Here is a 20,873-nt window from a genome sequence, read left to right as displayed (position 1 = left end):
ACGCTTCGGTTGTGACGGGCGTCATATATCGACCGATGAGAGAGGTCTAATCTCCCCCGAACTTGGCCGAGCCTCCGACCGAGAGCCGAGGCTCCAAAGGCGGAAACAGGCCGTTTGAGGGTGCAATGAGTAGAGTTCATAAAAAGGACCAGGTCATGACACATCGTGACGTTTATTCGTCGTGGTTCATCGTTGTGGCGATGTTGGCGGTAATAGCTCTTTGATCGCCGACCCGAGATCGCCAACGGTCCCATTCGATATTCGGTCGCACAAAGCGCTGCCGGCGCGCCGAGGTTAGGCGCGGTCCAGCGCAGTCCAAACCAGGAGCGACCGGATCGACACCCCCCCTTGAAGTGCCCTAAATCGACCGATAGGGTAAGGCTGATTCTCAAAACGGCTCGATAAGCAAAAACTGAAAAACGTTGGAGGAGCAATGATTTCGAGGGCAAATCGGCCGGCTCGCGGTCGTAGCATTGGATGGGCATACTTTCTTGCATGCATAACATTTGTCGCTGGCCTGACTTTCGGTGCCGGCGCTTCGAATGCCGCGGATAAGCCCCATGTGAGGATTGCGGTCGGCGGCGCCACCTGCCTTTGTTATCTGCCGACGGTGCTTGCCGGTCAGCTTGGATTCTATGAAAAGAACGGTATCGACGCGGAACTGATCAATCTCAAAGGCGGTTCTCAAGCGCTGACCGCGGTGCTCGGCGGCAGTGCCGACGTGGTGTCGGGGTATTACGACCACACGGTCAATCTCGCACCCAAAGGCAAATTTCTCGCAGCGTTCGTCGTCTACGATCGTTTTCCGGGTTTGGTCCTTGTCGTTTCGCCAAAGAGCACGGCGCAGATCAAGAGCGTCGCCGATCTGGTGGGCCAGAAGGTCGGCGTGTCGGCGCCTGGATCGTCGACCGATTTCTTCCTGAAGTACGCGCTGAGCAAAGCGAACATCGATCCCGGCAAGGTTTCCGTTCTGGGCGTCGGGCTCGATGCGACGGCCGTGGCGGCGATGGAGCAAGGGCAGGTTCAGGCGGCCGTGATGCTCGATCCTGCGGTCACGCAGCTCGAGGGCCGAAACAAGGACGTCCGCATTCTCCTCGACACGCGCAGCGAGGCGGACACGCGCAAGACATTCGGGGGCGACTATCCCGGTGGCGCAATCTACGGCCTCGCGGATTGGGTAAAGGATCACGGCGCCGAAGCGCAGATGCTGACCGACGCTATCGTCGAGACGCTTCAGTGGATTCACGCCCATACGGCGGAGGAAATCGCCGCGAAGATGCCGGCGGAATATGTGGGCGAGGATCGCGCGCTCTATATCGCGGCACTCAAGAACACCCTCCCCATGTACTCGGTCAATGGCCTCATGGATGCAAAAGGGGCGGAGGCTGTCCTCGCCGTTTTCAGTCAGTCGAACCCCGAGGTTGCTGCTGCACATGTCGACGTGACGAAGACTTACACCAACGCCTTTGCCGAAAAAGCCGCCGCTAGATTTGGGGCCCCGACAAACTGAAGGTTGGCCCCGTGGGCACCGATGCGATGGAAGCGAATTCGGCGGCGATTGCCTTCGATCGCGTGACAATCCGATTCGCGACACCCGCTGGCCTTGTCCAAACGGTCATGAGCAATATCGACCTGCGGGTCGAGGATGGCACGTTCGTCGCACTCGTCGGACCGTCAGGCTGCGGTAAATCGACCCTGCTCAACGCCGCGGCTGGATTGCTGGCACCACCCGAGGGCGTCGTTAGCGTATTCGGCGAAGCTCTCAAGGGCATCAATCGGCATGCGGCCTATCTTTTTCAAGAAGATGCACTCCTGCCTTGGCGCACCGTGCTCGACAACGTGACTCTCGGTCTCGTGTTTCGCGGTGTGCCGCGCGTCCAAGCGAGCGAAGCCGCACGCGGCTGGCTCGCTCGCGTGAGGCTCACCGGCTTCGAGGATCGGTTTCCCCATCAGCTTTCGGGCGGTATGCGCAAACGAGTTGCGATCGCCCAGGCGTGGATCGTCGATCCCCGCATTTTACTGATGGATGAACCGTTCGGTGCGCTCGACGTGCAGACGCGCCAGATCATGGAAAACGAGCTCCTCGAACTTTGGCAGGGGTCGAATAAGACAGTCCTCTTCATAACTCACGACCTCGAAGAGGCCATTGCGCTCGGCGACCGTGTCATCGTTATGTCGAGCGGGCCTGCGCGGATCAAGGGTGACTATCCGATCGCCCTCCCGCGCCCGCGCGATGTGGCGGAGATCAGGCTTCTGCCTGCGTTCAACGCAATCTATAAAAGAATCTGGGCGGATCTGCGCGAGGAGGTGATGAAAAACGCCGGGGGTGCCGACGGAATACCCGCGCATGGCGCGTGAAGGACCGATCGCCGTCGTGACGGCACGGGGCCGCGCGAGCCGTCTGCTCGTCCTGGTTCTCCAGGTCGCGTTTTTCGTCGTCACGATCGGTGCATGGGAAATCGCCGCTCGCATAGGCTGGCTCGACTCCTTCTTTTTCAGCAGGCCCTCCGCCATTGGCGCGCGCATCGTCGAATGGGTCGAGACGGGGTATATCTGGCCCCATTTGTTCACGACACTTGTCGAGGCCATGGCCGCCTTCGCAATCGGCATCGCGAGCGGCGTTGCCGCGGGGCTCGTTTTAGCACGGGTCGAACTCCTGGCTGCGGTGTTCGATCCGTATATCCGTGTCTTCAATGCGCTACCGCGCGTGATCCTGGCTCCTATTCTTATCATCTGGTTCGGGCTCGGGATGACGTCGAAAATTGCGCTCGGCGTCACGCTCGTTTTCTTCGTTGTCTTCTTCAATACGTTTCAGGGCGTTCGCGAGGTCAACCCGGCGATCGTAAACAACGCACGCATGCTGCAAGCCTCGAACCGTCAACTCATGCGTTATGTCTACCTGCCCTCGGCGATGGCATGGATCTTTTCGAGCCTTCACACCTCGATTGGCTTCGCCCTCGTCGGTGCTGTGGTCGGCGAATATATCGGCTCCGCCAAAGGCATCGGCTACGTCGTCTCCCAGGCGCAGGGTGTGTTCGACACGACGGGCGTCTTCGCCGGCTTGATCCTGACTTCGATTGTCGTGCTCGGTATCGATCTCACGATCGAGCGGCTGGAGCGCTATCTGCTGCGCTGGCGACCGCAGGCGTGACCGAAGTGCGGATGCGGCGCTCGACCCGGGGTCGACCCCATAGAGGATCCGCCGCCGGAACGCCCTGAAAGAAGGGCTCCGATTTCGGGCCACGTAGCGGACGCCGGGTTTTCGCTATATTTACGTATTCTTATGAACAAGATGCTGGACTGAAAGCGCCTGCGCAAATGAAGAGCGTTCCTCGGGTCGCATTCGCGCAGCGCCCTGCTCGACGGGCATTAAGGATCGCGAATGGCTTTAGACAAAGCTTTCATCGCAACGACGCGTTACGGTCTTGGTCCGCGCCCCGGCGATCTTAAGCTTGTGGCCAGCGACCCCAAGGGATGGTTAACAGCTCAGCTCGACCACCCGGTAAATCCTCGGGCACTCGACGCCCTTCCGAGCCCCGAGGATCAGATGCGCCAGTTCTTCGCGCTCCGGCGCGAGAGGAATGAACAGCGCCGCCAAGTTGCCGCAGCGCCGCAGCGGCCAATTTTTATGCGTAGCACCGTCAACGAACCGGCACCGGCCACCGTGGCCGAGGCGCCGAACGCGGGTGCGAATGCCTTCAGCCGGCTCGATCAACCGATCCGGGAAATTTATCTTTCGGAGACCGAGGCGCGCACCTTTGCCGCGATCGACAGTGAAACGCCACTCGTCGAGCGAATGGTAACGTTCTGGTCCAATCACTTCACCGTTTCGATTCAGCGCGGGGAGATCGCGGGCCTTTGTGGACCATTTGAGCGCGAGGCGATCCGCCCCTATGTGCTCGGTCGATATCATGACATGCTGAACGCCGTCGTGCGTCATCCCGCAATGTTGATCTATCTCGATAACGCGCGATCGATTGGCCCAAACTCGATCGCCGGGAAGCGTGGCCGGAACGTCGGCATCAATGAAAATCTCGGGCGCGAGCTGCTTGAGCTGCACACGCTCGGCGTGAAGGGCGGTTACGGCCAGCATGACGTCGAGGCGATGGCGCGCATGCTGACGGGTTGGACCGTCGTGCCGATCGCCAAGCCGGACGGCGGGCGTTTTTATTTCGAACCCCGCATTCACGAGCCCGGTCCGAAGTCGCTCCTCGGCGTGACCTATCCCGAGAGCGGGCAGGGCGAAACGCTGACAGCTCTCGCAGCACTCTCGCGCCATCCCTCGACCGCGAAGCACGTCGCGGAGAAATTGGCGCGCCACTTTATTGCGGACGATCCGCCGCCGGCGGCCGTGGAGCGGATTGCCGCAGTCTTTCAGCGCACCGGCGGCGATCTCAAGGAAGTCACGCGCGCCGCAATCGACTCGCCCGAAGCGTGGACCGATCCGCTCGCGAAAGTAAAGGCGCCCCAGGATTACGTTGTTTCGCTCGTCCGCGCGACGGGTGCTAGGCCCAGCGACGGTAAGCTTCTCATCCAATCCCTCCGCATGCTCGATCAAGGCCCGTTCTCCGCACCATCGCCCGCGGGATGGCCGGACAGGGGGGAGGACTGGCTTGGCCCCGAGGCGCTCATGCATCGGATCGAATGGGCGAACGCGGCCGCCAAGAAAATCGGCGGGGCGGTTCCCGCCGAAGCGATCCTGGCGGAAACGATCGCGCCCGTTGCAGCGCCGCAAACGCGCGAGGCCATCGCGTCGAGCGGCGACCCTGTGGAGAAATTGACCCTGCTCTTCGCAAGCCGTGAGTTCCAGCGGAGGTGAACCGATGCTGTCACGTCGAGATGTGCTTCTTGGTCTGGCGGCGGGTGCGGGCTTCGCCGCCCTCGGCTCACCGCGCGTGGCATTCGCGCGCATCCCGGGCGAACGCCGGTTCGTGCTGGTCATCTTGAGGGGCGGCATGGACGGCTTGGCAGCCGTGCCGCCTTATGGCGATCGCGGTTATCAATCCGTGCGCGGCACGCTTACCCTTCCGGCACCCGGGCAATCGGACGGCATCATTCCGATCGATAATTTCTATGGCCTCAACGCGGCCTTGGCGCCCATAGCGCCGTATTTCAAGAAGGGGGAAGCGCTCGCCTTTCACGCGGTCGCAACGCCTTATCGGGACCGTTCCCATTTCGACGGGCAGGATGTGCTCGAGAATGGCACCACCACGCCTCATTCGACGCAGGACGGCTGGCTCAATCGTGCGCTCGCACTTTATGGCGCTGATGCGCGAAGGACAGGCTTGGCGGTTGGCCAGGGTGTGCCGCTGGCGCTTCGGGGCGAGATTCCGGTGCAATCCTGGGCGCCGTCGCCATTGCGAGGGCTTCCGCCCGAGACGATTCAAAAGCTCGTGGTGCTCTATCGCAGCGACAAACCCTTCGCCATGGCGCTTGACGAGGGTGCTCAGGCGGAAACGCTCGCCGAGACAGCGCTTGGCGACCAGCGCATGATGGGTCCTCAAGGCCCTCAAGCGAACGCATTCGCCAAATTGGCGCCCGAGGCGGGAAAATTGCTGGCTGCCAAGGATGGCCCGCGCGTCGCCGTCATGGAATGCCTAGGCTGGGACACCCATCAAGGTCAAGGCACCGTTCAAGGCCGCATGGCGGACACCCTCAAAGCATTCGCCCAGGGGATCGACGGGCTTGCCGTCTCGCTCGGACCTGCGTGGAAGGACACCGTCGTGATCGCCGCGACCGAGTTCGGCCGCACTGCACGCCCGAATGGGACGGGGGGTACCGACCATGGGACCGCGACGGCGGCGTTCCTGATCGGAGGTGCGGTGCGCGGTGGACGGGTGATGGCCCGTTGGCCCGGGCTCGACGGCTCCAGGCTTTATCAGAATCGGGATTTGGCGCCGACAATGGATTTGCGCGAACCGATCAAGGGCGTCCTGCACGATCACCTAGAGCTTCCGGCCGATGCGATCGAACGATCCGTCTTTCCCAACAGCCTCGCGGCGAAGCCACTACCAGATCTTGTGCAAGCCTAGCGCGGTGGATTTGAAGTTCCTATCTTTCGACGCCACCCGCGAACGGCGACTCCCTGAATTGCCGTACTTCGATTAAGCTTCCCTCCAGGGGATGTCGGCAAGGGTGTGTCATGGAAACGGCTAGCCGCGAAGCGATGGTGCTGGCGGTTAACGAATCGTTCTACCGCGCTTTCGCCGACCGCGATCTCGCCGCCATGGACAAGGTTTGGGCGCGGGTGGTCGAGGTCGCTTGCGTCCATCCGGGCTGGGCGCCCCTCTATGGGCGCGATGCGGTCATGGAAAGTTGGGCCGGCATCCTGAGCAATCCGAGTTCCCCGGATATCCGTTGCCTTCACGCCCAAGCGACGATCTACGGCGAAGTCGCGATGGTTGTCTGCTACGAAGTCGTGGAGCGCGGCTATCTCGTTGCCACGAACCTGTTCATGCGCGAGAGCGGCGCCTGGAAGCTTTTCCACCATCAAGCGGGGCCGACCTCCGCACGGCCTGCGGACCCTGCCACACCTGGACAGGGTTCGAAACGGCTCCATTGAGGGTCCTGGCCGATCCGGCAATAGTCCATTAACCGGGAGCGGGATAGGGTTAACGGGGTGCTGTCAAAAAGCCGCACCCGATCGCGCATTGGAGCAGCACGGCCGCGATGAAGGGAACAGGCGCAATCGCCAGTGACGCAACCGACCTCGGCCCCGAGCAGGAAGCCGACGCGGTGCAGTCATCGTCAAGCCCGCTCGAGCGGCTCCGGTCCTTGCCGCGCAAACGGCTCGCCCTGGTCGTCTTCTTTGCCGTCGTTCTTCTTGCCCTCGTCGGCGCCGGCATCTGGTTTGCCCTCGACCCGCTTTTGTCCGAATTGAATCTCGGCGGTCAGGCCAACCCGGAAGAGTCGCGCGTGAACCCGGCTGTGTTTTTCGATTTGCCCGATATGGTCGTCAACATCGACGCGCCAAACGGCCAAATCCTCCTATTGCGCGCGAGCATCGTTCTCGAACTGCCGAGCGCTGCCGATTTACCGTTAGCCAAGGCGCTCTTGCCCCGAATCCAGGATTCCTTTCAGGTTCCCCTTCGCTCCCTCACGCCCGACGATCTCAAAGGAACCGCACAAACATACCGGCTCCGCCAAGAATTGCTCAAACGGGTCGCCTTGGCGCTTGGGCAGGACCATGTCAGACAGGTTTGGTTCCGCGAGCTCCTGGCGCGCTAACCCGCGCTAGCGGCTGGTAAATTTTTCTTACGAGTCTCATAATTGTCACACTCACGGCTGAAAATTTGCCACGGAATCAAACCATGTTGCAGTGGCTTGCAAAGACGCTATGTTTTATAGTGACGGTTCACCGTTGAGGGGAAAGCACAGATAGTACCTACGCGGACAGGTTGTCCAAGGGCGCTTGGCTCAACTGGGGACACGTTTCGCTGCGTTGCGGCGAAAAGTGAGTTTTGCTAGGCTTAAGGCGGCGGAGATGGGGAAGAACTCCAAAAGGGGTGGACAATGAAGATTCTGAAATCCGTTGGCGCGCTCGTCGGGCTTCTATTGCTCGGAGCGTGCACCACTCACTATATCGACGACCAGCTTGGTCCAATCGAGCAGGATCCGGGGCAGGGCTCGGCTTTCGCGAAGGCGCTTCATAAGGAATATATCGGGCTTGCGCGTACCTTCCAGCAGAACAACTTCCTGAGCGAAGCTCTGTTCTGGGGGAACAAATCGGCGAGAGCCGGCACGGGCGAGGAGGTCGCTTGGGAAAACGTCGACAAACAGGGCCTACCGCCTGACCAGCTCGCCGAAGCGAAAAAGAACGAGGCGCGGCTGAACGCGGTCATCGCGGCAGGAGCGAAGACCAGCGATCCCGCCGATTTGGCGATCGCGCAGGTTTCCTTCGATTGCATGATCCGCGATTGGTGCATGCCGATCTTCAAGAACATTCTGCCGGGCTGCCGCCAGCGTTTCGAGGACGCTATGGCGAAGCTCGAGAAGAAGCCTATGGCGGAGCCTGCGGCGCATGACTTCATAATCTTCTTCGACTTCGACAAGTACAACATCCGTGCCGATGCCGCGCGCATCCTTGACACGGTCGTAACCGCCGTCAAGGGCATGGGCTCGCCGAAGATGATGCTAATCGGCAACACCGACACGGTCGGCACGAAGGCGTACAACCAGACGCTCTCGGAGCAGCGGGCCGCGTCTGCTAAGGCTTACCTCGTGCAGCACGGCATACCTGCGGCGAACATCTCGACGATCGGTAAGAGCTTTACGAATCTCCGAGTCCCGACGCCGATGAATGTGCGCGAGCAGGAGAACCGGAACGTCCAAATCCAGATCAAATAGGCTGGATCGACAGTTGACGTGAAGGCGGCGCCGGCCTCTGGCCGGCGCCGTTTTTTATGCGTTGCGCTCTTTGTTTCAGGGCGATCTTACCGGGACCCGTTCACGCTCGGGCAGTCGGCGACATAGCGTTTGAGCGGCGGGCCGATCCGCGCGTTTTTTCCCGTGCAAACGCTTTCTTAACCATCTTGGAACAAGAATGAGAAACGCTGGGGAAGACCAAATATACTAAACTACTAATATATAATATATTTTCCCCACGCCGATTTGATTTGCGTCCGACACTGAGAGTCCGTCATGCTCGACGGCAGTTGTTGTCGCGTATAAGGCAAATAGGGGATCTCAATGATAAGGGATCTAAGGGTGAGGCTGGCTCGCTTGGCGGCTTCGGCCATACTGTTGAGTACCGTAGCCCTGGTGGGAAGTGTTCACGCCGGCAACTACGATACGGGCTCGCTCGCTACGGAGTTTCTGCAAAGCAGGACTTTGATGACGGTTTTGAGCCACGACGATGAAGCGGCGCCGAACTGCAAAGACAAGAAAATGGTAAAGGCGACGCCGACGGTGTTGCCGACCGAACACTCAACGGGGGCGGTGACGGAGCGCAAATGGCAGGAGCAGTGGACGCTTAACCGCTGCGGTCTCCAGGTCACCTATTACATCTTCTTCACCGAGGTTGGAAAGGGCGGTGCCTACTACTCCATCATCGACCCGCCAAAGACGGATGTCGCCGGAGCCGGCGTCACCAAGGCAGAAGTGAAGGAGTAGAAAAGCGCCGCATTTGCGCAAGTCGGTTCCTGCGTCGCGCGGCATAGCGCGACGCGTCTCAGGTGTTCGCAGCGGATCAACCAGGATTTGGGCGAACACCGGAGGGTACTGCGTCAGACGACATTGATCTCCCTGAGCGGTCGCCCGTCGACGAGGCGCTGATAGCCGAAGTCCGAAAGGTCCAGGCTTATGTAGCGTCCTTGGGTGACAAGTTCCGATATTGCGCGGCCGGCGGCGGGGGCTTGCTGGATGCCGTGACCGCTAAAGCCGTTGACGAATATCAAGTTATCGATCTCGGGATGACGGCCGAGAATCGCATTCTGGTCAACCGTGTTGTAGTCATAGTGACCCGCCCATGCGTTGGTGAGCTTGACCGCCTCAAGAGCTGGAACACGCTCGGCAAGGGTTGGCCATACGACCTCATCCCATAATCGGTAGTCGAGCTCGAGATCGTCGCAGTCGGGATCGTCGGACTCCTCGGGGGAGACGCCGCAAATGAACTGCGGTCCCTCGGGCCGAACCCATACGCCCGTGGGATCAATCAAAAGTGGGCAACGTTCGATTGATGTGCGGCAGTCGATCACATAGACGAAGCGCTTGCGAGGCTTGACCGGCAGCGCCACCCCGGCAAGTGCCGCAACTGCGCCTGCAAACGGACCCGCTGCGTTGATCATGATCGCGCAGCTAATTTTCGTGCCGGACTTCAGGGTCAACCCCGTGATTCGGTTGATGTCGCGGGAAATCGAGACCGCCTCGTCGGTGATATAGGCCGCACCCTGGGCGCGTGCCTTGCGCTTGAAACCCTGCAGCAGCGCATGGGGATCGAAATTACCCTCGTTGGAAAGGCCGAGCGAGCCGAGCGCGATCCCGTTCGTGTTGAGCCAGGGAAAACGCGCACTCAGCTCGGACGGGCCGAGGAGTGCGTTATCTGCAGCGTGAGCCTTCTGAATTTCGTGATTGCGCTCCAGGACCGATCGACCCTCCGCGCTCGCGAGGAAGAGATAACCGATCTCGCGGAAGCTGACCTGCGGCACCTCTCCGTCGACGGTGAGATAGTCTCCGATATGCTTCAGGAAATAGGCGCCGAATTTCGACATCTCGATATTGCCGGGTGTCGAAAATTGCTGACGCACCGAGCCTGCCGAACGTGTCGTCGAGCACCGGGAATAGGTCGGATCGCGCTCGATCACCGCAACCTTTCCGCGGAAATCCGGGTTGGCGGTCAGGAAATAGGCGACAGCGCTGCCGATGCCGCCGCCGCCGACAATCGCCACGTCGAAGTTTTCAGCCACGGATCCTGACCTTTCCTTATTAGTGCTGCTGAATTCGGTGTCCCAGTCTTATCGGATCGAACGCCTTCGTGCCAAGTCCGTCCGCCAACAAGGCAGCCTTCGATATCCAGACCGCGCAACGATCGTTCCTCGTGTGGTGGATTTGAAGTTCCTGTCATTTTGGTGGCATCCGCGTTTAGGAACTTCAAATCGGAATACCACACGAGGGTGGCGTCCGGCCGAACGCGGGCAGGGCGCTACGCCGCGCGCTCCAGGCCGAATTCCGTCCAGATCGTCGAGAGGGCGCCAACCAGATGAGCGACGTCGGCGTCGGTGTGGAGTGGGGATGGCGTGATGCGCAGCCTTTCGGCTCCGTAAGGCACCGTCGGATAGTTGATGGGCTGGATATAGATCTTAAACCGATCGAGAAGTCGGTCGCTGATCTCTTTGCACCGAACCGAATCGCGCACCATCACTGGCACAATGTGGCTTGGGTTGATGAGGTGGGGGATCCCGGCCGCGTCGAGTCGTTGGCGCACAAAGGTAACACGTTCCCCTAATTGGCGACGCTCGACGCTACTAATTTTGAGATGCTGAATGCTCGTAAGTGCGGCCGCACTCACGGGCGGCGGCAGTGCTGTTGTGAAGATGAAACCGGACGCAAAGCTCCGAACGAAATCGCAGACGGCCTCGGACCCCGCTATGTATCCGCCGATAGCGCCGAACGCTTTGGCCAGGGTTCCTTGGATCACGGTCAGGCGGCCGCCGAGCCCATCCCGCTCGGCAATTCCACCCCCGCGCGGTCCATAGAGCCCGACGGCATGGACCTCGTCGAGATACGTCATTGCCCCATGTGCGTCGGCGACGTCGCACAACTCTGCGATCGGTGCGATGTCGCCGTCCATGGAGTAGATCGATTCGAATGCGACCAGCTTCGGTAGGGCGGAGTCAAGGGAGGCGAGCTTGCGATCGAGGTCCTCGGGATCGTTGTGGACGAATCTCAACTTGCGCGCCCTGCTATGTCGGATGCCCTCGATCATGGAAGCGTGGTTCATTTCGTCGGAAAGTACGACGCATCCAGGGAGCCGCGATGCAAGCGTACTCAACGTCGCCCAGTTCGCCATGTAGCCGGAGTTGAAGAGTAGTGCGGCCTCGGTTCCATGCAGGTCGGCAAGCTCGTCTTCCAGCATCACATGACAGTGATTCGTGCCGGCGATATTCCGAGTTCCCCCAGCCCCAGCGCCACAACGATCGATTGCCTCGTGCATGGCCTTGAGCACTTTCGGGTGCTGGCCCATTCCAAGGTAATCGTTCGAGCACCAGACGATTACGTCGTCCGGACCATGCTTGCGGTAATGCGTCGCACGCGGAAAGCGCCCTACTTGGCGCTCAAGATCGGCGAAGATGCGATAGCGCCCCTCGCGCTGGAGTTCGTTGAGCTGGTGAACGAAGATCGACTCATAGTCCATGTGTGCCTTCTGACCGAAAATAAAGTCGCACGCGCATCCGGCGTTATTCCCCTTGGGAAGCAAACCCCCGGAACGCTCGTGTGGCGAACCCGAAATTCGCAATATAAAAGGACGGGACCGGGAGCGAATTTCGCATTCAAAGCCGCACGACCAATATATAGTATTTAGTGTGGTATTCGGATTTGAAGTTCCTAAACGCGGATGCCACCAAAATGTTAGGAACTTCAAATTCACCACACTAGGCTTCAAATATTAATATTCTGCGCGGCGATTTGCCGTTCGATTTTTTCGAGACCTTTCGAGCGCTTATTTTCCGGCGATTTGGCGGTGACGCCGGCGCCGTGGAACGCCGTGGTGGCGCGCTCACGAAACTAACGACCTTCCTCGATCGCCAGGGCGGCGAGATCCCTGACGAGCGCTGGATGATACCCTTCGCTCGCCGCAAGCAGGCGTTGGGTATAGGCGGAATTAGCGCGACGCCGATGCAGTTCGTCCGAGCTCAATTCCTCGAGGACCAAGCCGGCGTTCATGACGCTCACCCGAGTGCACATGTGAGCGATCACCGGAAGATTGTGGCTCACCAGCAGGAACGTCAATCCATGCTCTCGTTGTAATCGCTTCAGCAGATTCAGGATTTCGGCCTGCACTGAAACGTCGAGGGCAGAGGTCGGTTCGTCGAGGAGCAGCACGAGCGGTTCCATGATAATGGCCCTTGCGATCGCGATTCTCTGACGCTGCCCGCCTGAAAGCTGGTGAGGATAACGGAAGCGGAATGAAGGTCCAAGGCCGACATCGGATAGCGTCGAAAGGATGCGCGCTTCGATCCGGTCGAAGCCGTGAATGATAAGCGGCTCGGATAGAATTCGGTCCACTGTGTGGCGCGGATGTAACGACCCGTAGGGGTCCTGGAAAACCATTTGCACTGCCTTGTGAAACGCCTTCGTGCGGCGGTGCGACAGCGCTTCGCCGGCAAAGTGTATATGTCCGGTCCAATTCTCAATCAGTCCCGTAAGGGCGCGCAAAACGGTGGTCTTTCCCGAGCCCGATTCACCGACAAGGCCATAGCTCTGGCCCTTTTCGATCGTCATTGAAACGCCGCGCAAGGCATGCACCGATCCAAATCGAACGTGAAGATCCAGGATTTCGATCATGGTGCCTCGACCTCGCGGCTCCAGGCATTATCGCGCTCTAGTACGGCCAGGCTCTCCCGACGCTCGCCCAGCCGAGGCAAGCACGCGAGCAAACCACGGGTATAAGGGTGTGTGGCGGTGGGCAATTCCTTGGCAAGACGTTCTTCCACGACGCGTCCGCCATACATGATCAAAACCCGGTCGCAGAAACTCGCAACGAGTTGCAGATCGTGGCTGATGAAAATGAGCCCCATGCCCCGGCTCGTGACCATCTCGTCGATGATGGACAACACCTGGGTCTGAACGCTGATATCGAGCGCCGACGTCGGCTCGTCGGCGATCAAGATTTCGGGCTCCGGCATCAGCATCATGGCGATCATGGCGCGCTGCCCCATCCCGCCGCTCAGCTCATGCTGATAGGCGCGCGCCACGCGCTCCGGGTCGCGTATGTGGACGGCGGCCAGCATGTCGAGTGCCCGCGCCTGCGCCTCGCCGTGGCTCACGTCGTGATGAGCAAGGTATGCCTCGGCGATTTGATCGCCGATGCGCATTACGGGGTTAAGCGAGTAGCGCGGATCCTGCAGGACCATCGAAATACGGCGACCGCGGATGCTCTGCCATTGTCGCGCCGACAACGCCCTGAGATCGACGCCGTCGAGCTCGAGCCGCCGCGCGCGAACTTCCCCGGGCGGGCGAACAAGACCGAGCAAGGCGCGGACCGAGAGCGATTTTCCCGAACCGGACTCACCGACGATGCCGAGTTTTTCTCGACCCATTTGCCAGCTCACACCCCGCACGGCATTCGTCTCGCCTTTTCGCGAGTGAAAGTCCACGTGAAGATCTTCGATATGGAGAAGGGGGCCTGTCACTCCCGCCTACCGCAATTTGGGATCGAGAATATCGCGCAGCCCGTCGCCAAGCAGATTGAAACCGAGGCTCACCATGAAAATCGCGATGCCGGGCATCGTGGCAACCCACCACTGGTCGATCAGATAGTCTCTGCCCGTCGCGACCATCGCACCCCATTCCGGTGCTGGAGGTTGGGCGCCAAGGCCGAGGAAGCCAAGCCCCGCCGCGATCAGGATGATTCCGGCCATGTCGAGCGTGAGCCGGATCACCACAGAGGAAATGCAAAGTGGGGCTATATGCCCAATAAGAATACGAGACTTGGATGCGCCGATCAGGCGGATTGCCGAAATGAAGTCGCTGCCCGTCAGTACGATCGTTTCGGCGCGTGCGATACGGGCATATGGCGGCCAGGTGGTGATGGCGATCGCAATGACGGCATTGTCGATCCCGGGACCGAGTGCCGCGGCGAAGGCAAGTGCTAGAACAAGGCGGGGAAAGGCCATGAAAATATCGGTAACGCGCATCAGAACGGTGTCGACGGCCCCACCCAGGTACCCCGCCACCGTTCCGATGACGAGACCGAGCGGGCCGACGATCACCGCAACGAGAACCACAATGGTGAGTGTAATGCGCGAGCCGTAGATCACCCTGCTAAAGATGTCGCGCCCAAGCTGGTCCGTGCCCATGAGGTGCATGGTCGAGGGCGGTAGCAACCGCTCGGCGAGGCTCTGGGCCAACGGGTCCTGCGTGGCGAGCCACGGCGCGAATACTGCCGCGACCACCATGGAAAGAACCAGGACAAGGCCGATAAGCGTCAGCCGGTTTGAAAGAAGCGTCGTTGCGCTGAGAAAAGCATTGCCAAGGCGAGCTTGCGCTCGGGAGCGCGGCGTGTCGGTCAGCAGCCAGGTGGAGAGACTCATCGCGCGCGCGCCCTCGGGTCGAAAAAGCGATAAAGCTGGTCGGCCGCCACATTGATCAGCACAAAGCACGCGCCGACCAGGATCGTCCCACCAAGGACACCGTTCAGGTCGGCGCTGAACAGCGATTGGGTGATGTATAGCCCCACACCCGGCCAGGCGAAGATCGTTTCCGTCAAAACGGCTCCCTCAAGCAAATTCGCATAGGCAAGCGCGATCACGGTAATGAGCGGAACCATTATGTTGCGGAAGGCGTGGACCCAGATCACTCTGCGCTCAGAAAGACCCTTTACCAAGGCGGTTGTGATGTATTCCTGTTGAAGTTGCTCCAGCATGAAGCCCCGGGTCATCCGCGTGATGTAAGCCATCGAATAGTAACCGAGGATGGCGCAAGGCAAAATTGTGTGCGACACGGCGTTTTCGAATGCGTCCCAATTGCGGGCAAGCAACGTGTCAATCAGCATTATGCCCGTCACATGCTCAATCGAATATTGGTAGGCGATGTCGATCCGACCGGGTCCTGCGACGACGCCGAGGTCGACGTAAAAGATCAGAAGCGCCACCAGCCCGAGCCAGAATACGGGCACCGAATAGCCGACGAGTGCGACGACGCGAACCGCGTGGTCGAACAAGGCGCCTCGGCGGGCTGCCGCGATCACGCCGGCGGGTATTCCGGCGATCAGACCGATGAGGGTGGAAATGGTTGCGAGCTCGAAGGTTGCCGGAAAGAAGTTCGTAAGGTCCTCGACCACCGGACGGCTTGACATGACGGAGTTGCCAAAATTTCCGGAGAGAATTCCAGTGAGGTACCTCCAAAATTGCACGTAGATCGGAAGGTCCAATCCGATCTCATGGCGTACTCGGACATAAACCTCGTGCGACGCCCTGTCGCCGACAATCGCAACGACTGGATCGATCGGTAAAAGCCGCCCGATCACAAATGTGACGAAGATCAGGCCGGTCAGAGTGAGCGCGAGGGTGAAGGCAAATCGGCCGCTGTTCCGGACGACCAACTTGGCAATGTCAGCGCTCGCCATCGTGTTTGTCCGTCACCCTCCCGCTCCGTCGGATATTCAGCCGACTACTTCGTTGTCTGCCAATAGACCACCGTGTCGAAACTCGGACCCAAAATGAAGCCCTTTACGTTGCTGCGCGCCACGGCCTGTTCGTTCTGCTGAAACATGATCATGATCGGGCCGGCCTGCTGGAGCTTGCGTTGGAGCGTCACATAGTCGCCCATCCGCTTGGTCGAGTCTTTCTCAAGGAGGGCGGCATCGGTCTCCTTCGTGAGTTCCGGAATATCCCACGAATTGCGCCATGCGATGGTCTTGGTCTTCGCGTCATCGGAATTGTCGGGGTTCCTCGCGAAATAGTCGGCGGTCGAATGCGGGTCGAGATAATCGGGCGACCAATAGAGCAGGACACCCTGATGCTTGCGCGCACGGTATTTGGTGATGACCTGGCGCTGATCGGCCTGAACAAGATTTACCTTGATGCCGGCTTGACCGAAGGTCGACTGGACCGACTGGGCTACGTCGGGAAATGGTGGTGCGTTGGCGACGTCGATGTCGATGGTGAACCCGTTGGCAACACCGGCCTCCGCAAGCAGAGCCTTGGCCTTTGCGACATCGAGATGGAACGGCGTGTCGTCGAGCGCACCCGCCGAGCCGCTGCCCCAGAATGCCTGATGGACCTTGAATTGACCTTCCAAGAAGGTCTTTTCCATCCCCTGGTAATCGATAAGCCAGCGAAGCGCCTGCTGCACCTTGGGATTCGCCAGGGTCGGATCTTTCACGTTGACCGCAAAGTAGTAAATGTTGGTCTTCGGCTCGGTTTGAACAACGAGCTCTTTGTTGCCGGCGATCGCCTTGATCTGATCGGCGGTCAGATTGCGTGCGATGTCGGCGTCGCCCTTCTCGAGCAGCAGGCGTTGTGCCGTCGCCTCGCCTACATGGCGAATTACCACGCGCTTGAGCTTGGCGGGTCCAGCATGAAAATTTGGGTTGGCTTCGAGCACGACGGAATCCTTGGCATTCCAGCTGACGACCTTGTATGCGCCCGAGCCCGCCGAGTTGGTCTTGAGCCAGTTGTAACCCAAATCGTCACCCTGGGCGTGCTTCATGGCTTCTTCCTGGTCGACCACGGACCCGACGCCCGAGGTAAGGCAATTAAGAACGAAAGTCGGCGCGAATGGCTTGGTGATTTTGAGCACGAGGGTCGAATCGTCCGGTGCCGTTACCATCTCCTTTACATTATCTTTCGTCCAGCCGAACTGGGTCAGGATGAAAGCCGGCGTCTTGTCGAGGATCACGACCCGCTGAAGCGAAAATGCGGCGTCGCCGGCGGTCGATTCACGGCCCGAGGGGAATTTGATGCCCTTGCGCATTTTGAGCGTGAGCGTCAATCCGTCATCCGACACCGCGTAGCTTTCGGCAGCGCCACCGACCAGCTTCGTGAAATCCTTCGGGTCGAAGGTCATGATCCGGTCGTAGACATTGTTAATGATTTCGCCCCCCGAGAATTCGTAAACCTCCGCAGGGTCGAGCGAGATGATGTCGTCGATAGCTTTTGCCATGACGAGCGTGTCGCCTGGGGTGGCGCCCTGAACACCCGTGACGCCGGCGAGTGCGGCTAGTCCTGCACCGATCAGCAAGGCTCCAATGTCGCGACGTGAAATCTTAAACATGGCTCACCCCCCTTTCGCTAGCGCCCCGCCGCAGGCCATTTTTCTTGCAAGCCGCGGCCGCAGTTACGTTCAGCAGCAACCGGCGTTTAACGACAAGCGCGCTCTGTGCCGGTGAAGGAGAAGCTTGCTTGTCTCGACAGCTTCGATCGAAGCAGCCGGATGCTCCTCCTCCCTCCAGCCATACGATTGGTGACCTGGCTGCGAGGCATGCCCGAAAATGCGCGACTTTCGCCTTCTCCACCCTCGACGCACCGAGGGGAATCTCTACCCCACGCTGATCGCGCGCGTGATCATCCCTGTTAGCCGCCGGCTACTTTCTTCGTTGTGCCGGAATGCTTCCGGCATATTGATTTTGCTGCATTAACCCTAGCTGCCGTTCTCGCCGGGTGTCAAGCAAGCTCAGCCATCGGCACGACGGTCGCTCCATCGTCAAACCACCACGCACCTCCATGAGGCGATAATCGCTCCGGCGCGATATTGGAGCGAAGCGTCAGCTCCGCGGCCTTTGACGCAGCATGATTTCTTGCAGCCGGTCTAGCGGCAAAGCATGGATGGTGCGGCCGTCTCTGCCTGTCATCGTTTCTGCCATGCACAGGGCATTGACGATCGCCTCTTCGGTGGCTTCGGCCGCGGCACGAAAAAGGCCGGACATGGCATCGGGAGCAATCATGCGAAGGTTCGTGATCCGGTCGCTTTGTCCAATGTGATTGGCGGTCGAGAATGCGATAAAGATGTCGCCGCTGCCGTTGGCGCCGGTGCCGCCAACCCAGGCGAGGCCAGTTGTCGCGCGACGCGCGAGACGTTGGCACTGGATTGGGATGAGTGGCGCGTCGGTGGCGAGGACGACGATGATTGAGCTGCCTTCCTCGTTCCGTCGGAATCCCTGCGTTCCGGCGGTTCGTCCGGGTACAACCTCCAGGCCGATCTCGCGGCCGACCGGCACGCCATCGATGCGCAGGAGTTCGCGCATTCCATAATTGGCTTGGACGAGCGCTCCCACCGTGTAGCGCGCACCATCCTCCGTCACGACACGCGAGGCAGTACCGGTGCCGCCCTTGAATTCATGACAGATCATTCCCGTTCCGCCACCGACGTTGCCCTCGGCAATGGGTCCGCCGCCGATGGCGGCGTCGAAAGCGGCGAATGCATGCTTCATCGTAAGCGGGAAGCTCTGAATATCGTTGAGCCAGCCATCGTAAGTCTCCGCGACGACCGGCAGGTGGAAGAGTTGCGATGCGCCGTCGCGCACCGCGAGCGCGCATATTGCATCGCGAACGATGCCCACCTGATATGTGTTGGTGATTCCGATCGGGGCACCGAGCGTGCCTTGCTCCGCAATCCAAGGCAGGCCCGTCATTTCGCCATTGCCGTTGAACGAGAAGGTGCCGGCAAACACGTAATCGGTCCAAATTTCTGCTCCACGAGGCCATATCGCGGTGACGCCCGTGCGCGAAACGCGAGGCGTGTCGCGGATCAACGTGAAGTACCCGACCTTGACGCCTGCAACATCGGTGATGGCGTTGAATTCTCCAGTCGGCAGACCCCCAATCGTAATTCCGAGATCGCGTAGCCGCATACGCGTCATCATGCACCTCCAATATGCTGTCGCTGCGTCAAAAGAAGATTTCCGATCGTGTAAAGCGAGCCCGAAAGGGGTTTGAACGTACCCTCGATTCATAATACCGATAAGATGGTTGGAAATTCTCACATATTCGCTTGGTCCCGCGATACCGCAGCCAGGCCTCGTGGGACGCCAGTGGGGGAGTGGGTGACATGGCAAGAACCGTTGCCGATCAATTCGCGGAAGTTATGGCCGCAGCCGGCGTCAAGCGGGTTTACGGCATCGTAGGCGATAGTCTCAATGGCCTTACGGACTCAATCCGCCGGCAAGGCAAGATCGATTGGATTCACGTCCGGCACGAAGAGGTGGCGGCATTTGCGGCGGGTGCGGAGGCGCATCTGACGGGTGAGCTCGCCGTTTGTGCGGGAAGCTGCGGGCCGGGCAACCTGCACCTCATCAACGGCTTGTTCGACTGCCACCGCTCGCGCGTGCCGGTTCTCGCCATCGCCGCACAGATACCCTCGGCTGAAGTGGGTGCCGGATACTTTCAGGAAACGCACCCGCAGACGCTCTTCAAGGAATGCAGTCACTATTGCGAACTCGTCTCCGGCGCCAACCAGATGCCGCGCGTGCTTGAGGTCGCGATCCGCGAAGCGGTCGGCAAACGGGGCGTTTCGGTGGTAGTGATGCCGGGCGATGTGGCGCTGCGACCCGCTTCCGACGCTCCGGCTCCCAAGCCCGCTGGCCTCTTGCCCGCGGCGCCGATTCTTGTGCCCGCTCGGCAGGACCTCGATCGGCTAGCCACACTCCTCAACGGCGAGGGTCGCGTGACTCTGTTGTGCGGTTCGGGATGCCAAGGCGCGCACAAAGAGCTTTTGGCGCTCGGCGAGCGCCTTAAAGCGCCGATGGTCCATGCGTTGCGTGGCAAGGAGCATGTCGAGTGGGACAACCCCTACGATGTCGGCATGACCGGGCTGATTGGCTTTTCGTCCGGTTACTACGCGATGCTCGATTGCGACATTCTGCTGATGCTTGGGACCGACTTTCCCTATCGTCAGTTCTACCCTCAAGGCGCCGGCATACGGATTGCGCAAGTCGACAACCGCGCGGAGAATATCGGCCGCCGCGCGCCGGTCGATCTCGGCGTCGTGGGCGACATCCGGATGACGCTCGAGACGCTGCTGCCGCTCCTGGAACAGAAGCGCGACGGTGCTCACCTCTCGCAGGCTCGGGAGCATTATGCCAAGGCGCGCAAGGCGCTCGACGACCTTGCAGCCGGCACGCCAGGCAAGCGGCCGATACATCCCCAGCAGATCGCCAAGGTGGTGAGCGACCGTGCCGCCGCGGATGCCGTCTTCACGTGCGACGTTGGCCTGCCAACGGTGTGGGCGGCACGCTATCTCGCAATGAATGGCAAGCGGCGGTTGGTCGGCTCCTTCTGGCACGGCTCCATGGCCAACGCGATGGCGCACGCGATCGGCGCCCAGGCGGCATTTCCAGGTCGGCAGGTCGTCTCGCTCTCGGGCGACGGCGGCTTCGCAATGCTCATGGGCGATTTTCTGAGCCTCGCGCAGCTTCGACTGCCAGTGAAAGTCGTCGTCTTCAACAACGGCGCGCTCGGCTTCATCGAGCTCGAGCAAAAATCCTCGGGCTTTCTCGATTTCGGTACGGAACTCAAAAACCCGAATTTCGCGGCGATGGCAGAGGCAATCGGTGTACGCGGCATAAGGCTCGAGGATCCGTCGGACGTCAAGGACGGAATCGCCACGGCACTCGCCCATGATGGCCCGGTTCTGATCGACGCGGTCGTGAATCGGACGGAGCTCGCCATGCCGCCCGCGATCACCGTGGAGATGGCAAAAGGTTTCTCTCTCTACAT

18 protein-coding genes are annotated in these 20,873 nt (G+C 60.2%); 10 read left to right on the top strand and 8 right to left on the bottom strand.

Annotated features, from left to right (window positions below):
- Positions 1-517: 517 nt before the first annotated feature.
- The 9 genes from VEJ16_10385 to VEJ16_10345 all read left to right on the top strand — a co-directional run bounded on the left by VEJ16_10385 (position 518) and on the right by VEJ16_10345 (position 9,111).
- Entirely contained in the window at positions 518-1,510 is a 993-nt protein-coding gene (locus VEJ16_10385) for an ABC transporter substrate-binding protein (GenBank protein HYB10067.1), read from the top strand.
- Positions 1,511-1,617: 107 nt separating this feature from the next.
- Complete coding sequence (locus tag VEJ16_10380) at positions 1,618-2,358, top strand: ABC transporter ATP-binding protein (protein ID HYB10066.1); 741 nt, start codon at positions 1,618-1,620, stop codon at positions 2,356-2,358.
- Entirely contained in the window at positions 2,348-3,151 is an 804-nt protein-coding gene (locus tag VEJ16_10375) for an ABC transporter permease (protein HYB10065.1), read from the top strand. Before VEJ16_10380 ends, VEJ16_10375 begins: the two co-directional genes overlap by 11 nt.
- A gap of 231 nt (positions 3,152-3,382) precedes the next feature.
- Positions 3,383-4,819 (top strand): DUF1800 domain-containing protein, encoded by a 1,437-nt coding sequence (locus VEJ16_10370; GenBank protein HYB10064.1) that lies wholly within the window; start codon positions 3,383-3,385, stop codon positions 4,817-4,819.
- A gap of 4 nt (positions 4,820-4,823) precedes the next feature.
- Positions 4,824-6,032 carry a DUF1501 domain-containing protein gene (locus VEJ16_10365; protein HYB10063.1) on the top strand — a complete coding sequence of 403 codons (1,209 nt, stop codon included), beginning with the start codon at positions 4,824-4,826 and terminating at the stop codon, positions 6,030-6,032.
- Between the two features lie 110 nt (positions 6,033-6,142).
- A complete protein-coding gene (locus tag VEJ16_10360; protein ID HYB10062.1) occupies positions 6,143-6,562 on the top strand; it encodes a nuclear transport factor 2 family protein in 420 nt (139 codons plus the stop codon).
- A gap of 107 nt (positions 6,563-6,669) precedes the next feature.
- Positions 6,670-7,227: a flagellar basal body-associated FliL family protein gene (locus VEJ16_10355; protein HYB10061.1), complete on the top strand. Its 558-nt coding sequence runs from the start codon at positions 6,670-6,672 to the stop codon at positions 7,225-7,227.
- 285 nt (positions 7,228-7,512) lie between these two features.
- Positions 7,513-8,346 carry an OmpA family protein gene (locus VEJ16_10350; GenBank protein HYB10060.1) on the top strand — a complete coding sequence of 278 codons (834 nt, stop codon included), beginning with the start codon at positions 7,513-7,515 and terminating at the stop codon, positions 8,344-8,346.
- 360 nt (positions 8,347-8,706) lie between these two features.
- Entirely contained in the window at positions 8,707-9,111 is a 405-nt protein-coding gene (locus VEJ16_10345; GenBank protein ID HYB10059.1) for a hypothetical protein, read from the top strand.
- Between the two features lie 113 nt (positions 9,112-9,224).
- Here VEJ16_10345 and VEJ16_10340 read toward each other — a convergent pair whose 3' ends face one another.
- The 8 genes from VEJ16_10340 to VEJ16_10305 all read right to left on the bottom strand — a co-directional run bounded on the left by VEJ16_10340 (position 9,225) and on the right by VEJ16_10305 (position 19,021).
- Positions 9,225-10,403: an FAD-binding oxidoreductase gene (locus tag VEJ16_10340; GenBank protein HYB10058.1), complete on the bottom strand. Its 1,179-nt coding sequence runs from the start codon at positions 10,401-10,403 to the stop codon at positions 9,225-9,227.
- Positions 10,404-10,639: 236 nt separating this feature from the next.
- Complete coding sequence (hemA, locus tag VEJ16_10335; GenBank protein ID HYB10057.1) at positions 10,640-11,851, bottom strand: 5-aminolevulinate synthase; 1,212 nt, start codon at positions 11,849-11,851, stop codon at positions 10,640-10,642.
- Positions 11,852-12,222: 371 nt separating this feature from the next.
- Positions 12,223-13,002 carry an ABC transporter ATP-binding protein gene (locus tag VEJ16_10330; protein ID HYB10056.1) on the bottom strand — a complete coding sequence of 260 codons (780 nt, stop codon included), beginning with the start codon at positions 13,000-13,002 and terminating at the stop codon, positions 12,223-12,225.
- Positions 12,999-13,850 carry an ABC transporter ATP-binding protein gene (locus tag VEJ16_10325; GenBank protein HYB10055.1) on the bottom strand — a complete coding sequence of 284 codons (852 nt, stop codon included), beginning with the start codon at positions 13,848-13,850 and terminating at the stop codon, positions 12,999-13,001. Before VEJ16_10325 ends, VEJ16_10330 begins: the two co-directional genes overlap by 4 nt.
- 6 nt (positions 13,851-13,856) lie before the next feature.
- Positions 13,857-14,750 (bottom strand): ABC transporter permease, encoded by an 894-nt coding sequence (locus tag VEJ16_10320; GenBank protein ID HYB10054.1) that lies wholly within the window; start codon positions 14,748-14,750, stop codon positions 13,857-13,859.
- Positions 14,747-15,784, bottom strand: a complete 1,038-nt coding sequence (locus tag VEJ16_10315) for an ABC transporter permease (protein ID HYB10053.1) — start codon at positions 15,782-15,784, stop codon at positions 14,747-14,749. Before VEJ16_10315 ends, VEJ16_10320 begins: the two co-directional genes overlap by 4 nt.
- A 44-nt stretch (positions 15,785-15,828) precedes the next feature.
- Positions 15,829-17,433 (bottom strand): ABC transporter substrate-binding protein, encoded by a 1,605-nt coding sequence (locus tag VEJ16_10310; GenBank protein HYB10052.1) that lies wholly within the window; start codon positions 17,431-17,433, stop codon positions 15,829-15,831.
- Positions 17,434-17,923: 490 nt separating this feature from the next.
- Complete coding sequence (locus VEJ16_10305) at positions 17,924-19,021, bottom strand: P1 family peptidase (GenBank protein HYB10051.1); 1,098 nt, start codon at positions 19,019-19,021, stop codon at positions 17,924-17,926.
- A gap of 185 nt (positions 19,022-19,206) precedes the next feature.
- Between VEJ16_10305 and poxB the strand changes: the two genes are divergently transcribed.
- On the top strand, positions 19,207-20,873 hold a 1,667-nt coding region (poxB, locus tag VEJ16_10300), incomplete at its 3' end, for a ubiquinone-dependent pyruvate dehydrogenase (protein ID HYB10050.1).

This window comes from Alphaproteobacteria bacterium, assembly GCA_035625915.1.
Classification (GTDB): domain Bacteria; phylum Pseudomonadota; class Alphaproteobacteria; order JACZXZ01; family JACZXZ01; genus DATDHA01.
Note: the sequence above shows the minus strand (reverse complement) of the source record. Positions and strands in the feature narration are given on the sequence as shown.

Coding starts and splice junctions, on each gene's coding strand:
- VEJ16_10330 (HYB10056.1), bottom strand. CDS start 13,002: ATGATCGAAATCCTGGATCTTCACGTTCGATTTGGATCGGTGCATGCC.
- VEJ16_10305 (HYB10051.1), bottom strand. CDS start 19,021: ATGATGACGCGTATGCGGCTACGCGATCTCGGAATTACGATTGGGGGT.
- VEJ16_10320 (HYB10054.1), bottom strand. CDS start 14,750: ATGAGTCTCTCCACCTGGCTGCTGACCGACACGCCGCGCTCCCGAGCG.
- VEJ16_10360 (HYB10062.1), top strand. CDS start 6,143: ATGGAAACGGCTAGCCGCGAAGCGATGGTGCTGGCGGTTAACGAATCG.
- VEJ16_10350 (HYB10060.1), top strand. CDS start 7,513: ATGAAGATTCTGAAATCCGTTGGCGCGCTCGTCGGGCTTCTATTGCTC.
- VEJ16_10315 (HYB10053.1), bottom strand. CDS start 15,784: ATGGCGAGCGCTGACATTGCCAAGTTGGTCGTCCGGAACAGCGGCCGA.
- VEJ16_10380 (HYB10066.1), top strand. CDS start 1,618: ATGAGCAATATCGACCTGCGGGTCGAGGATGGCACGTTCGTCGCACTC.
- VEJ16_10355 (HYB10061.1), top strand. CDS start 6,670: ATGAAGGGAACAGGCGCAATCGCCAGTGACGCAACCGACCTCGGCCCC.
- VEJ16_10375 (HYB10065.1), top strand. CDS start 2,348: ATGGCGCGTGAAGGACCGATCGCCGTCGTGACGGCACGGGGCCGCGCG.
- VEJ16_10370 (HYB10064.1), top strand. CDS start 3,383: ATGGCTTTAGACAAAGCTTTCATCGCAACGACGCGTTACGGTCTTGGT.
- VEJ16_10365 (HYB10063.1), top strand. CDS start 4,824: ATGCTGTCACGTCGAGATGTGCTTCTTGGTCTGGCGGCGGGTGCGGGC.
- hemA (HYB10057.1), bottom strand. CDS start 11,851: ATGGACTATGAGTCGATCTTCGTTCACCAGCTCAACGAACTCCAGCGC.
- VEJ16_10310 (HYB10052.1), bottom strand. CDS start 17,433: ATGTTTAAGATTTCACGTCGCGACATTGGAGCCTTGCTGATCGGTGCA.